Annotated in this window: 10 protein-coding genes and 1 pseudogene; 6 read left to right on the top strand and 5 right to left on the bottom strand. The window is 60.1% G+C overall.

Features of this window, described 5'->3' with window-relative positions; all coding sequences use genetic code 11:
• Positions 1-26: 26 nt before the first annotated feature.
• On the top strand, positions 27-188 hold the full coding sequence (locus ACSQ87_RS11905; RefSeq protein WP_223432191.1) for a hypothetical protein: 162 nt from the start codon (positions 27-29) through the stop codon (positions 186-188).
• A 59-nt stretch (positions 189-247) separates the two neighbouring features.
• Here the strand turns inward: ACSQ87_RS11905 and ACSQ87_RS11910 are convergent, their stop codons facing one another.
• The 4 genes from ACSQ87_RS11910 to ACSQ87_RS11925 are packed head-to-tail and all read right to left on the bottom strand — an operon-like array spanning position 248 to position 3,581.
• On the bottom strand, positions 248-928 hold the full coding sequence (locus ACSQ87_RS11910; protein WP_436273604.1) for an SOS response-associated peptidase: 681 nt from the start codon (positions 926-928) through the stop codon (positions 248-250).
• 51 nt (positions 929-979) lie between these two features.
• The gene (locus tag ACSQ87_RS11915; RefSeq protein ID WP_223432193.1) at positions 980-1,693 is read right to left on the bottom strand and encodes an ABC transporter ATP-binding protein; all 714 of its coding nucleotides are present in this window, start codon (positions 1,691-1,693) and stop codon (positions 980-982) included.
• 3 nt (positions 1,694-1,696) lie between these two features.
• Entirely contained in the window at positions 1,697-2,533 is an 837-nt protein-coding gene (locus ACSQ87_RS11920; RefSeq protein WP_223432194.1) for an ABC transporter permease, read from the bottom strand.
• 49 nt (positions 2,534-2,582) lie between these two features.
• Positions 2,583-3,581, bottom strand: coding sequence for an aliphatic sulfonate ABC transporter substrate-binding protein (locus tag ACSQ87_RS11925; RefSeq protein ID WP_223432195.1), 999 nt, complete (start codon positions 3,579-3,581; stop codon positions 2,583-2,585).
• Positions 3,582-3,877: 296 nt separating this feature from the next.
• On the opposite strand from ACSQ87_RS11925, the gene ACSQ87_RS11930 reads away from it, so the two are divergent.
• From ACSQ87_RS11930 to ACSQ87_RS11950, 5 genes and pseudogenes are all read left to right on the top strand, one after another.
• Positions 3,878-4,825 (top strand): ABC transporter substrate-binding protein, encoded by a 948-nt coding sequence (locus tag ACSQ87_RS11930; RefSeq protein ID WP_008157325.1) that lies wholly within the window; start codon positions 3,878-3,880, stop codon positions 4,823-4,825.
• A 100-nt stretch (positions 4,826-4,925) separates the two neighbouring features.
• Positions 4,926-5,825 carry a polysaccharide deacetylase family protein gene (locus tag ACSQ87_RS11935; RefSeq protein WP_223432196.1) on the top strand — a complete coding sequence of 300 codons (900 nt, stop codon included), beginning with the start codon at positions 4,926-4,928 and terminating at the stop codon, positions 5,823-5,825.
• Between the two features lie 260 nt (positions 5,826-6,085).
• Positions 6,086-11,923 carry a calcium-binding protein gene (locus ACSQ87_RS11940; RefSeq protein ID WP_436273605.1) on the top strand — a complete coding sequence of 1,946 codons (5,838 nt, stop codon included), beginning with the start codon at positions 6,086-6,088 and terminating at the stop codon, positions 11,921-11,923.
• A 53-nt stretch (positions 11,924-11,976) separates the two neighbouring features.
• Positions 11,977-12,103 (top strand): annotated as a pseudogene (locus ACSQ87_RS11945) (polysaccharide deacetylase family protein); the annotation flags it as partial.
• 119 nt (positions 12,104-12,222) lie between these two features.
• Positions 12,223-12,465, top strand: coding sequence for a DUF1652 domain-containing protein (locus ACSQ87_RS11950; RefSeq protein ID WP_046047441.1), 243 nt, complete (start codon positions 12,223-12,225; stop codon positions 12,463-12,465).
• 168 nt (positions 12,466-12,633) lie between these two features.
• On the opposite strand, the gene ACSQ87_RS11955 is transcribed toward ACSQ87_RS11950, so the two are convergent.
• Positions 12,634-13,518, bottom strand: coding sequence for a LysR family transcriptional regulator (locus ACSQ87_RS11955; RefSeq protein WP_223432198.1), 885 nt, complete (start codon positions 13,516-13,518; stop codon positions 12,634-12,636).
• Positions 13,519-13,549 lie beyond the last annotated feature (31 nt).

A 13,549-nucleotide genomic window follows, 5' to 3' on the forward strand; every position in this document is an offset into this window, starting at 1 on the left:
GGACCCCTACAGGAAGAGAGGTGAGCATGGCTAATGATCCAAAGCGTCCGGCCCCGGATGAAGAGGTGGATGACGAACCCACGGAAGAAGAGATTGAGCGGCAGAGGCGTTCGACGCCGGACTGGAAGCACCCCGACGACGGTAAAGAACTGTCAGACCGCGACCAGGAGCGTCCGCTGAAGCCTTGACCTCGCTGCATATACAAAAAAGCCCCGTTATCAAAACGGGGCTTTTCATTGGGCGATTATTATGGAATTTCATCAATCAATGCTGCGCCTTGATTTCTTGAATTGCCCACCGCTTTGTCCACCTTGTACCACTCGAAAACCTCGCTGACTTCGCCCTGCAACAGCGCCATCTGCTCCGTGCGTTCTTTGGGGGTGGCCGGGTCAAGCCATTCCCGCGCCAGCGGCGCAGACAACACCACGGGGCGGCGGTCATGAATGTCGAGCATGCCGCCCGCGCTGTCGGCGGTGATGATCACAAAGCCGTCGTCGGCCCGCGGCTCATCACCCGCGCGGGGAAACTGTCCGATTGCCGCGCATAAAACCGGCGCCCGGTCCCGTCGGCGGATGAGCCACGGTTGCCTCGTCGAATCCCCGGCGTCGACCCATTCGAACCAGTTGTCGATTGGCACTATCGCGCGGTGCGGCCAGATCGACCGGAAGAACGGGCCATGGGCGACTTTTTCGACCCGTGCATTGATCGGTGCCGCCCGGTTTTTCGCCCAGTGCGGCCGCCATCCCCAGCGCTGAAAATCGGCGTGCAGCCCGTTGCTTTCCAGATGCAGGAGGGCGAGTTGCGTGGTGGGCGCTGCGTTGTAGCGGGCCAGCGGTTCATCACCGACGTGGTTGATCAACGCGTCGGGGATGCTCAGCACCGCGACAAAATCGTGAATGCCACGGTACTGCGACAGGCGTCCGCACATAGGTTGATTCTCTGATTGAAGCGCGCTGACTGGAGATTTCAGCTTAGTTGCTCAGATCACATGGGCGCGCTGCAACTCGGTCAACGACAAAGCCTTGAGGCGCGCGAGCAAAGGGTCGCGCCGGTCACGGGGATGGGCCAGTTGCACCGCGAGCTCCTGACGAATGCTGCCGGGACGATTGTCCATCACCAGCACCCGATCACTGAGGTACAGCGCTTCATCCACGTCGTGGGTCACCAGCAGCAGGGCGATGGCGTGACGTTCGGCCAGTTGCAGCAGCAAGTCCTGCAGTTTCATTCGGGTGAAGGCGTCCACCGCGCTGAAGGGTTCATCCAGCAACAGCACGTGCGGTCGCGAGTAGAGGCCGCGAGCGATCGCCACCCGCTGCGCCATGCCGCCCGACAGCGCTTTGGGCAGGGCTTGAGCAAAACCGCCGAGGCCGACTTCGTCGATCAGTTGCGCGACCCAGGCTTTGTCGTAATGGTTGTCGGCGCTGAAACCGATGTTCTGTTCGACTGTCAGCCATGGCATCAGTCGCGGCTCCTGGAACACGAAAGCGACTTCCCCGGCGTTGCTGCGCAGTTCGCCCTCGAAGTCCTTTTCCAGGCCGGCGATGATCCGCAGCAATGTGCTTTTTCCGCAGCCGCTGGGCCCCAGCAGGCTGATGGCTTCCCGCGGTTGCAATTGCAAATGGATATTCTTGAGCACGGTGGTGGCGGCGAAGGTTTTGCGCTCGACGCGAATGTCCAGCAGGTGGTTGGTCATGGCTCAATCCTCTGCGTTTTGGCCGTTGAAGGTGTCGCGCCAGGCGAGGAAACGCTTCTCCAGGCCAGCGAGGATGCCGTCGCTGAGTTTGCCCAGCAGCGCCAGCACGATGATTGCCGCCAGCACGATGTCGGGGCGTGAAGTCTCGCGGCCGTCGCTAAGCAGATACCCCAAACCTTTGGTCGCGGCGATCAGTTCGGCGGCGACCAAAAACATCCAGGCCAGGCTCATGCCGCTGCGCAACCCGGTGAACAGGCCGGGCAGGGCGGCGGGCAGCAGAATGCGGCGCACCAGTCGCGGCCGGCTGAAACCGTACATCTGCCCGACTTCCACCAGTTTGCGGTCGATGTCGCGGATCGCCGCGACGCCATTGAGGTACACCGGGAAGAAGGCGCCGATGGCGATCAGGACGATTTTCGAGGTCTCGTCGATGCCCAGCCACAGCAGTAACAGTGGCACCCAGGCCAGGCTCGGAATCGAGCGCAGGCCGGCGAATGTCGGCTCCAGCCAGGCTTCGGCTTCGCGGCTCAAACCGACCCACGCGGCGAATACCAAGGCCAGACCGGCGCCGATGGCGAACCCCAGCAGTACCCGCAACAGGCTGGCGCTGATGTGCTTCCACAGCGCGCCTTCGGCGAGGTCTCTCAAGGTTAGCGCGATCTCGCTGGGGGCCGGCATTTGGTAGGACGGCAACCAGCCAATGCGTACGACGAATTCCAGCACGAGGATGATCAGCACCGGTAGGGCGAGGGCCTTGAGGCGGAGTTTCCAGGCGTTGTTGAGGCGTCGGAGTGCGGGCAATGCCAGCGGGGCGGACAGGTGTTTGCTTTTGCTGGTCATTGGGTTCTCCGGTCACGACGAATCAAGATCAAGAGATCGCAGCCTCGTTTCACTCGACAGCTCCTACACGAGCCACGGTTTCTTTGAAGCCGGTGTCGATCAGTTGGTCGATCACTTGATCGACATTCACCCCACGACGAACCAGTTCTTCGGAAACCAGAATCGGTGCGGCAGCCTTGGAGGCGATCACGTCCTTGGCGGTCAATTGCGGGCTGCTCAGGTCGGTGCGCGACAATTGCAGCTTGGCCACTTCCAGCGGCAGGCCGGATTCGCCAGCGAGCAGCTTCGCCAGTTCCTCGGGATTTTTTACCGCCCACTCGCGAGCTTGCTCGTAGGCATTCAGTACGGTTTCGATGGTCTGCGGGTGTTCTTTGGCATAGCTGTCGGTGACGCTGATCACGCCGTAGCTGTTGAAGTTGGTGTTGCGATAGAGCAACCGCGAACCGGCCTGAACCTGGCTCGCGGCCATGTGCGGATCGAGTCCGGCCCAGGCGTCGACGTCACCTTTTTCCAGCGCGGTGCGACCGTCCGGGTGCTGCAAATGCACCAGTTCCACATCGTCTTTGCTCAAGCCTGCCTGTTGCAGGCTGCGCAGGGTAAACAGGTACGGATCGGTGCCCTTGGTGGCGGCGATTTTTTTGCCTTTCAGATCGGCCACGGTCTTGTAAGGCGAATCCTTGCGCACCACCAACGCCGTCCATTCGGCGCGGCTGTAGACGTAAACCGATTTGATCGGGCTGCCATTGGCACGGCTCAGCACGGCGGCGAGGCTGGCGGAGGAGGCGAAGTCGACGCCGCCGCTGTTGAGGTATTCCAGCGAGCGGTTGCTGCCCTGGCTCAGCACCCAGCTGACCTTGGTCTGTGGCAGGGCTTTTTCCAGAAAACCGAAGTGTTTGAGCACCAGGCTCACGGGCGAGTAATAGGCGTAATCCAGATGCACTTCGGCCGGTGGCGCTTCAGCGGCCTGGGCAAGCGGTTGCAGGCTCAGCGCCAGGGCGCAGGCGATGAGCAGAGACCTGACGTGGGGAAAACGGAAGGTGGTTTTCATGGGACAGCTCCGGGCAAGGCGGCGAGATTCTTATTTCCAAAAAATCATTTTTTATAAATGCTTCCTGCATAAAAGGAATATTGCAGGCTCTGTGCCATGTTTTACGTGACGAGTGTTTTCAAGGTCTTGGCGCTGAAGCGGCGGCAGAGAAATGTTCAAGGGAAAACAGTCTGTTTAGTCGCTGTTGCTGGGCAAACACTGTTCGCTGCTGGTCATGAGCTTATGCATTAATCGAATTTTAAAAGCTTCTGGTAAGAGCGTTATGGTCTATCGCAATAACCCTCAAGGAGCCCCCGATGAACCTGTCCCGATTCGTGCGCAGTCTGCTGACCAGCGCACTGTTCGCCGCACCGCTGGCTTACGCCGCCGAGCCCGTCGTCCTGCACGTCGGTGATCAGAACTACTACAACGTTCGCGCTTCGGTGGAGGCGTCTGGCGTACTGAAAGACGCGCCATATACCGTCGACTGGAAGCACTTCCAGGCCGCTGCGCCGCTGGCCGAAGCGCTGAACACCGGCGCACTGGATCTGGGTTTTCTCGGCGATTCGGGTTTTCTGTTCCTCGCCGCCAAGCAGGCGCCGGTGAAACTGATCGGCGTGTCGCGGCAGAACCCCGACACCATCGCCTTGCTGGTGCCCAAGGATTCGCCGGTCAAAACCATCGCCGACCTGAAGGGTAAGAAAGTCGCTTATTGGCCCGGTGCCTGGAGCCAGCAACTGACCCTGCGCGCCCTGGAAAAAGCCGACCTGCCGGAAGACTATGTCGACTTCATCAAACTGATGCCGATCGATGCTGCCGCCGCGTTGCCTCAGGGCAGCATCGACGCGTTCCCGGTCTGGGAACCTTACATCTCCCAGCAGATTCTGTTCTCCGGCGCCCGGCCGATCCTCACCGCCAAGAACCTGATGCCCGGCCTGAGCGCCATCGCCGCCTCGACACCTTCGATCGACAGCAAGCGCGAAGCCATTGCCGACTTTCTGGTGCGCCTGAAAAAGGCCCGGGCCTGGGTCGACAACCACACCGACGAGTACGCCGATCTCTGGGCGAAGAAAGCCAACCTTGACCAGAACGTCTCGCGTCATTGGTTGCGCCAGGCCCACATGACCGTCGGCCCGGTGGATGCGCAGGCGGCAAAGGATCTGCAAAGCACCGCGGACTTCCTGTTCAAGGTAAAAGCGCTGCCGGCTGCGTTGGCGACTGCGCCGATTATCGACAGCTCGTTTCAGCAGGCGTTTGCCCAGTAACCCACGATGCCGGGCAGCACTGGAACCAAACACTGTGTACCCTTATCCAACCTCGGCCTGTAGCGACCTGCGGGCCGACGAAGGGATAAATGGGCAAAACATGAAACAGCTGTTCAAGGTTCTATCTGCACTCATCATCGCCACCGGGCTGGTTGGGTGCATCGCTTCTCCCATCGAAATGACGCCGCAGACCGAACAGCGTCTGAGCGCGCAACCGCCGATCCGTTTTCTGCTGACCTTCGACGACGGTCCCAGCGCTTCGAGTTTCTGGAATCCGACGATGACGGTGCTCGACAGTCTGGCCACAAACCCGGTGCAGCCGAACCTCAAAGCGGTGTTTTTCGTGCAGACCCGCGCATCACGAGCGGGCGGCAGTGAAATAGGGCGCCAGGTCATGCATCGCGAACAGGCCGAAGGTCAGATCCTGGGCTTTCACACGGCCACGCCCGGGCACACCAATCATCGCTCCCTGGATCCGCAAGAACTGGAACAATCTCTCACCAACGGCAGCGCCGACATCGCCGCAATCACCGGTGCGCCACCGACCCTGGTGCGCCCGCCATTCTGGAACTATGACAAACGGGTCTTCGCCGCCTATCAGCAGCACGGCATGCATGTATTGCTCACCGATCTGAGCGCCAATGACGGCAAGATCTGGGGTTTCAACGCCAGCCCCCGGCGGCGGGCCCACTTCTTGCGCACAATGTCCGAAGTGCGCGAGCGCATCGCCCTTGGAGAGTTGCCGGTGGTGGACGGGGTGATTCCGGTGGTGGTGACCTTCCACGACCTCAATCGCTATACCGCCCGGCATACTCGCGAGTACCTGCAAATTCTCCTCGACAGCGCACAGGCTACCGGTGTGAAAACCGCAGAAAAGCCGTTTTACGACGACACGGCAGCGCTGCAACGGGCCGCCATGGCGCGTACTGTTCGCGACGGTTCAGAGGCGGTTAAATTGCCGGGGATCTGGAACTGGATCTGGAATGGGGATTCCCACTGAAAGATCGCTCCCATGACACCCCTGAAAAAGCATTGAAAGCCGTTTAATTGGCGTCAGTTTTGCATCGTTACGCGTTTTTCGACCCCGATTCACCCTTTTTCCAACCGCTCGGCGGGAAAGCACCGAATAAGTCGCTTCTGGCGTTTCTTTTTTATGGATCCAACTATGCTGGTGACGGCTCTCTACTGGCACTGCGCCATGTCAGAGCCTTTCCGGCATCCCCCATTAAAAGAATTTTGCTGATTATCAGGTGACTAACCATGGCGGCTTTAACCTTATCGAACAGCTTCAGTTTTCTGGCGGATCAGGATTGGGAATGGAGCGTCACCAACACTACCAGTACCTCGCTGACAATCACTGACGGGGTTCATACACAAGTATTTACGGGTAACTTCACATACCCCTCCCCAGGCGTCGTCGCCGGTACCGTGACCGGCAGCACCTACAGCGAAGACGGGGTCCCCATCTACACCCTCACCGGAATCTCCAAGAGTGCGGCACAGCTGGCCGAGTTTGCACTAACGCCGGGCGATACCCAGGCAACCTATGCCTATATCTTGAGTGGCAATGACACCATCACCGGCAGTTCGGGCAATGACACCCTGTTGGGCTATGCCGGCAATGACCTGCTCGATGGCGGGGCAGGCGCCGACACGCTTGATGGTGGCGCTGGCAACGACACTTATATTGTCGATAACCTGGGCGATGTCGTCAGTGAAACCGGCGAGGGTGCAGCGGGGGGGATCGATACCGTCAAGTCGTCGGTCACTATCCGGCTCGGGGACAACATTGAAAACCTGATTTTTACCGGCACCGACAAGGTCAAGGCCAAGGGCAATGCCCTTGATAACCTGATGATCGGCAATACTGCCAATAACTTTTTTGACGGCTTCGGCGGCGCGGATACCTATCAGGGCGGCGTGGGTGACGATGGCTATGTCATCGAGTTGACCGACGACAACAAAGTGGTCGACGTCATTATCGAGAAGGCCGGCGAAGGTTACGATTTTGTCGAGATCTGGGGTGGGGACGCTAGCCTGGGAACTGTCAACATCACCATGGCCGCGAACCTTGAAGAGGCCGATGCCAGTTTCAGCAACAGTGGTGCTCTGATAAACATCACGGGTAACGCACTGGCCAACAACATCATCGGTAACGACGCAGCCAATACCCTGGATGGTGGCGCTGGCGCCGACATTCTGAGCGGAGGGGCAGGTGACGACACCTATATCGTCGACAGCATCGCCGATGTGATCAACGAAGGGGTCGATCAAGGGACCGATACCGTCAAGGTCGCCATCCCGACGGCCGGCGGTACCTACATCTTGGGTGACAACCTTGAGAACGCCACGCTTATCAATACCGTTGCGTTCAACCTCACCGGTAACTCGCTCAGTAACGTGCTGATCGGTAATGCCGCCGCCAACGTGCTGGACGGCGCTGCCGGCGCTGACACCTTGCAAGGGGGGCTGGGCAACGACACCTACATCGTCGATGCGGATGACACGGTGGTCGAAGGCCTGAACGGCGGGATCGACCTGGTCAAGTCGGACCAGACCTACACGCTGGGCGCCAACGTCGAAAACCTCACGCTCACCGGCACTGGCAACATCGATGGCAAGGGTAATGGACTGGCCAACCTCATCACCGGTAACGACGGCAACAATAAACTCGACGGTGTGGGGGGCGTGGATACGCTGATCGGCGGCGAGGGCAATGACCAGTATGTCGTCGACCTGACCGCCACCAACCTGCTGGAGGACAAGGTGATCGAGATCGCCGGTGAGGGCATCGATACCCTGACGCTGGCCAGTTCGTTTGTTAACGCCACGGTCACCACCCTGGTCCTGGACGCCAACCTGGAAAACGTCGATGCCCGGGATACCGGCACGCTGTCGCTGAACCTCACTGGCAACGCCTCGGCCAACCTCATCCTGGGCAATGCCGGCAAAAACACCCTCAATGGGGGGCTTGGCGCCGATACCCTGATCGGCGACCTGGGTGACGACACCTACGTCGTCGACAACGTCGGTGACACCGTCACCGAGAATGCCGACGCCGGGACCGACACCGTCAACGTGGCCATCGCCCTGGCGGGCGGCACCTACACCCTGGGTGAAAACCTGGAAAATGCCACGCTGACCAACACCGTGGCCTTCAACCTGACCGGCAACGAACTGGTCAACACCCTGACCGGTAACGCGGCAGCCAACCGTATCGACGGCGGCGCCGGTGTCGATGTCATGAACGGGGGCGCGGGCAACGATACCTATGTGGTCGATACCGTCGGTGAAACCATCATCGACAGTGCCGGCATCGATACGGTCGAATCCGCGGTGAGCTACACCCTGGGTGCGACGCTGGAAAACCTCACGCTGACCGGCAGTGCCGCCGTCAATGCCACCGGTAACGCGTTGGCCAACATTCTGGACGGCTCGCAAAACAGTGCGGCCAACGAGCTGACCGGCCTGGCCGGCAACGACACCTACATCGTCGGTGAGGATGACACGGTGGTCGAAGGCCTGAACGGCGGGATCGACCTGGTCAAGTCGGACCAGACCTACACGCTGGGCGCCAACGTCGAAAACCTCACGCTCACCGGCACTGGCAACATCGATGGCAAGGGTAATGGACTGGCCAACCTCATCACCGGTAACGACGGCAACAATAAACTCGACGGTGTGGGGGGCGTGGATACGCTGATCGGCGGCGAGGGCAATGACCAGTATGTCGTCGACCTGACCGCCACCAACCTGCTGGAGGACAAGGTGATCGAGATCGCCGGTGAGGGCATCGATACCCTGACGCTGGCCAGTTCGTTTGTTAACGCCACGGTCACCACCCTGGTCCTGGACGCCAACCTGGAAAACGTCGATGCCCGGGATACCGGCACGCTGTCGCTGAACCTCACTGGCAACGCCTCGGCCAACCTCATCCTGGGCAATGCCGGCAAAAACACCCTCAATGGGGGACTTGGCGCCGATACCCTGATCGGCGACCTGGATGACGACACCTACGTCGTCGACAACGTCGGTGACACCGTCACCGAGAATGCCGACGCCGGGACCGACACCGTCAACGTGGCCATCGCCCTGGCGGGCGGCACCTACACCCTGGGCGAGAACCTGGAAAATGCCACGCTGACCAACACCGTGGCCTTCAACCTGACCGGCAACGAACTGGTCAACACCCTGACCGGTAACGCGGCGGCCAACCGTATCGACGGCGGCGCCGGTGCCGATGTCATGAACGGGGGCGCGGGCAACGATACCTATGTGGTCGATACCGTCGGTGAAACCATCATCGACAGTGCCGGCATCGATACGGTCGAATCCGCGGTGAGCTACACCCTGGGAGCGACGCTGGAAAACCTCACGCTGACCGGCAGTGCCGCCGTCAATGCCACGGGTAACGCGTTGGCCAACATTCTGGACGGCTCGCAAAACAGTGCGGCCAACGAGCTGACCGGCCTGGCCGGCAACGACACCTACATCGTCGGTGAGGATGACACGGTGGTCGAAGGCCTGAACGGCGGGATCGACCTGGTCAAGTCGGATCAGACCTACACGCTGGGCGCCAACGTCGAAAACCTCACGCTCACCGGCACTGGCAACATCGATGGCAAGGGTAATGGACTGGCCAACCTCATCACCGGTAACGACGGCAACAATAAACTCGACGGTGTGGGGGGCGTGGATACGCTGATCGGCGGCGAGGGCAATGACCAGTATGTCGTCGACCTGACCGCCACCAACCTGCTGGAGGACAAGGTGATCGAGATCGCCGGTGAGGGCATCGATACCCTGACGCTGGCCAGTTCGTTTGTTAACGCCACGGTCACCACCCTGGTCCTGGACGCCAACCTGGAAAACGTCGATGCCCGGGATACCGGCACGCTGTCGCTGAACCTCACTGGCAACGCCTCGGCCAACCTCATCCTGGGCAATGCCGGCAAAAACACCCTCAATGGGGGGCTTGGCGCCGATACCCTGATCGGCGACCTGGGTGACGACACCTACGTCGTCGACAACGTCGGTGACACCGTCACCGAGAATGCCGACGCCGGGACCGACACCGTCAACGTGGCCATCGCCCTGGCGGGCGGCACCTACACCCTGGGTGAAAACCTGGAAAATGCCACGCTGACCAACACCGTGGCCTTCAACCTGACCGGCAACGAACTGGTCAACACCCTGACCGGTAACGCGGCAGCCAACCGTATCGACGGCGGCGCCGGTGTCGATGTCATGAACGGGGGCGCGGGCAACGATACCTATGTGGTCGATACCGTCGGTGAAACCATCATCGACAGTGCCGGCATCGATACGGTCGAATCCGCGGTGAGCTACACCCTGGGTGCGACGCTGGAAAACCTCACGCTGACCGGCAGTGCCGCCGTCAATGCCACCGGTAACGCGTTGGCCAACATTCTGGACGGCTCGCAAAACAGTGCGGCCAACGAGCTGACCGGCCTGGCCGGCAACGACACCTACATCGTCGGTGAGGATGACACGGTGGTCGAAGGCCTGAACGGCGGGATCGACCTGGTCAAGTCGGACCAGACCTACACGCTGGGCGCCAACGTCGAAAACCTCACGCTCACCGGCACTGGCAACATCAATGCTACGGGCAATGTCCTGAACAACACATTGATCGGCAACGCCGGCAACAACCAGCTTTACGGTGGCCTGGGTGTCGACATCCTCAAGGGCGGCACGGGCGATGACCTGTATCTGGTTGATTTGAATGCCACGAACCAGTTGGAAGATACCCTGACCGAGAACGCCAGCGAGGGGGTCGATACCGTCCGCTTGCAGGGCGGCGCGGTACTGGCGTCTTCGAGCTTGCTGACCCTGGGCGCCAATCTGGAAAACCTCGACGCCAGCTTGACCGGCACCAAGCTGCTCAACCTCACGGGTAACGCGCTGAACAACGAACTGATCGGCAATGGCGCGAACAACACCCTCGACGGCGGTGCCGGCAACGATACGCTCAACGGCGGTGCGGGCAACGACACACTCAATGGTGGGATTGGCAGCGACATCCTGATCGGTGGGCTGGGTGACGATATCTACACGGTCGACAACCTGGGCGACAGCGTGACGGAAAACGCTGCTGAGGGTACCGACCTGGTCAGGGTAGCCATAGCCACCGCAGGGGGGACCTACAACCTGAGCGCCAACGTGGAGTATGCAACGCTAGTCAACACCGTAGCGTTCGACCTGACCGGTAATGACCTGAACAACACCTTGACGGGTAACGCGGCGAACAACCGTATCGACGGTGGAGCGGGGGCCGACCACATGATCGGTGGCGCCGGTAACGACACCTATATCGTCGACAATATCGGTGACGGAATTGTTGACAGCGCCGGGGTGGATACCGTCCTGTCCAGCATCAGTTACGACCTGAATGAGAACGGCGTCGAGAACCTCACGCTGACCGGCACAGCTGACATCGATGCTGATGGCAACAAGCTGGCCAACATCCTGACCGGTAACAGCGGCAACAACAAACTCGATGGCTTGGAGGGCGTCGATACGTTGGTGGGGGGAGCTGGCAACGATCAGTACAATGTCGATCTGACCAGCACGAATGCGTTGCAGGACAAACTGGTCGAAGTGGCCAGCGAGGGCAACGACACCGTTGTGGTTTTTGGGGGTGTCGCGGGTCTCAACGTGGCCACCATCACCCTGGGGGCAAACCTGGAAAACCTCGACCTCAGCAATACCGAAGCTAACGTCAAGCTCAATCTGCTCGGCAACGCTCTGGACAACGTGCTGACGGGCAATACGTCGCAGAACGTGTTCACCGGGGGATTGGGTAGCGACACGTTCACGTTCACCAATCTGGGCCAGTTGGGCCTGACCAGTGCAAACTGGGACGTCGTCACCGATTTCACATCGGGTACCGATCATATTGATCTGACGGGGTTGGGCACCTTCCAACTGCTCGACAGTAATACGGCCTTTACGGATGCCGGGCAATTGAAACTGAGCGATGGTGTGCTGTATGGGACGACCAATATCGGAGCTGACGCAGATTTCGCCATCAAGCTCACCGGGGTTGCCACTTTGACGCAGTCCGACTTCGTCTGAGTTGCAGCGCCATGATCCGGGGCGAGCCTTCAGTGCTTGCCCCGGATCGCTTTATTCCGCTCGACAGTGCACAGGCTACCGGTGTGAAAACCGCAGAAAAACCGTACCGTTCGCGACAGTTCACAGCCGGTTACGTTACCGGGGCTCTGGAATTGGATCTGGGATGGGGATTCTCACTGAAAGGTCGCCAAAGTGAGAAACAGCTAACACTTATTTTCAGCATTGGCGGGCGCAGGATCGGGAAAGCGCATCTATGCTGAGAAAGTTGGATCCGATTACCTGCCACGGAGGCGCCAGTCATGGTTTCAGTTCCTGAGCTTTGCCGCATTGTTGAGTCCGGTTTTCAGCCGCGTTCCTGTGCCTGCACGGTGAATCCGGACGGAACGTTACGGATCAAAGTCTACGAACCTGCCACCGGGCGAATTCTTTTGTTGATCACCAGAGTATCGCCAGCACGGCTGACCACCGTTCGCGATATCTCCAACCTGATTGGCGAGTTGCGCATCGAGATGCGCGCCGGTCGTCGGGCGTTTGCCGGCTGAAGTGGATCTATGTAGCAGCTGGCGTAGCCTGCGTTCGGCTGCGAAGCAGTCGTGAAATCAGGCACTGCGGTGTTTCAGGTGGACCGTGGATACCAGTTTTACGACTGCTGCGCAGCCGAACGCAGGCTACGCCAGCTGCTACGGATCGCATTGCAGCTGGCATTCGGGTCATGCCCGCGGTTGCAGCTCATCAATTATCTGCAAGCAATGATTCAACCCCGGCGATACGTCGCCCACGCGCCTGCTGAGAATGATCGGCGAGGTCGCGTTGTCTTCCAGCAGCGGCGTGAAACCAATGTCGTCGCGGTGCAACAATTGCACCGAGGCCGGCACCAGGGTGACCCCGATTCCCGCTCCCACCAGACCGATGGCTGTTTGCAGCTCGTTGGTCCATTGCGCCACGTGGATGCTCACGCCATAGGATTCGAATAACGCAATCACATGGTCGGCGTAGCTGGGACGCGGGTTGCCGGGGTACAGCACGAAGGGTTCTTTCGCCAGTTCGCGAAGGCTGATCGGCCCGGCCAGTAATGGGTGACCGGCGGGCAGGGCGGCGACCAGTCGGTCTTCGGTCAACACAGTCTGGATGATCGCCGGGTCGTCGATGCGAATTCGGCCGAAGCCGATATCGATGCGCCCGGCCTTGAGCGCCTGCACCTGTTGCAGCGTGGTCATTTCCGAAAGCCCCAGTTCAAGCTCCAGGGGCTCGCCGCTGCGCAAACGGCGAATCAGTTCCGGCAGCACGCCGTAGAGCGTCGATGGGGCAAAACCGATGCCCAGCCAGGTCTTCTCGCCCAGACCGATCCGTCGCGTGTTGTCGCACACCTTGCCCAGTTGCTCGAGCAGGGCGGTGGAGTGCTCATGGAAAAAACGCCCGGCATCGGTCAGCTTCAGCGGCCGCCCGCGTTCCAGCAACAACACCCCGAGCTCGTCCTCCAGCTGCTGCATCTGCCGGCTCAGGGGCGGTTGGGCAATATGCAGAAGCTCGGCGGCACGGGTGAAATTGAGGGTTTGAGCCAACACCTGAAAATACCGCAGGTGACGCAGTTCCATGGAGCCTCCAGACGCAAGTCAGTTGCATACC

The organism is Pseudomonas sp. LjRoot277 (assembly GCF_964253845.1).
Lineage (GTDB): Bacteria > Pseudomonadota > Gammaproteobacteria > Pseudomonadales > Pseudomonadaceae > Aquipseudomonas.

What these genes read in the sequence shown, in the direction of transcription:
- ACSQ87_RS11905 (WP_223432191.1), top strand. Translation starts at nt 27, where the DNA reads ATGGCTAATGATCCAAAGCGTCCGGCCCCGGATGAAGAGGTGGATGAC.
- ACSQ87_RS11910 (WP_436273604.1), bottom strand. Translation starts at nt 928, where the DNA reads ATGTGCGGACGCCTGTCGCAGTACCGTGGCATTCACGATTTTGTCGCG.
- ACSQ87_RS11915 (WP_223432193.1), bottom strand. Translation starts at nt 1,693, where the DNA reads ATGACCAACCACCTGCTGGACATTCGCGTCGAGCGCAAAACCTTCGCC.
- ACSQ87_RS11920 (WP_223432194.1), bottom strand. Translation starts at nt 2,533, where the DNA reads ATGACCAGCAAAAGCAAACACCTGTCCGCCCCGCTGGCATTGCCCGCA.
- ACSQ87_RS11925 (WP_223432195.1), bottom strand. Translation starts at nt 3,581, where the DNA reads ATGAAAACCACCTTCCGTTTTCCCCACGTCAGGTCTCTGCTCATCGCC.
- ACSQ87_RS11930 (WP_008157325.1), top strand. Translation starts at nt 3,878, where the DNA reads ATGAACCTGTCCCGATTCGTGCGCAGTCTGCTGACCAGCGCACTGTTC.
- ACSQ87_RS11935 (WP_223432196.1), top strand. Translation starts at nt 4,926, where the DNA reads ATGAAACAGCTGTTCAAGGTTCTATCTGCACTCATCATCGCCACCGGG.
- ACSQ87_RS11940 (WP_436273605.1), top strand. Translation starts at nt 6,086, where the DNA reads ATGGCGGCTTTAACCTTATCGAACAGCTTCAGTTTTCTGGCGGATCAG.
- ACSQ87_RS11950 (WP_046047441.1), top strand. Translation starts at nt 12,223, where the DNA reads ATGGTTTCAGTTCCTGAGCTTTGCCGCATTGTTGAGTCCGGTTTTCAG.
- ACSQ87_RS11955 (WP_223432198.1), bottom strand. Translation starts at nt 13,518, where the DNA reads ATGGAACTGCGTCACCTGCGGTATTTTCAGGTGTTGGCTCAAACCCTC.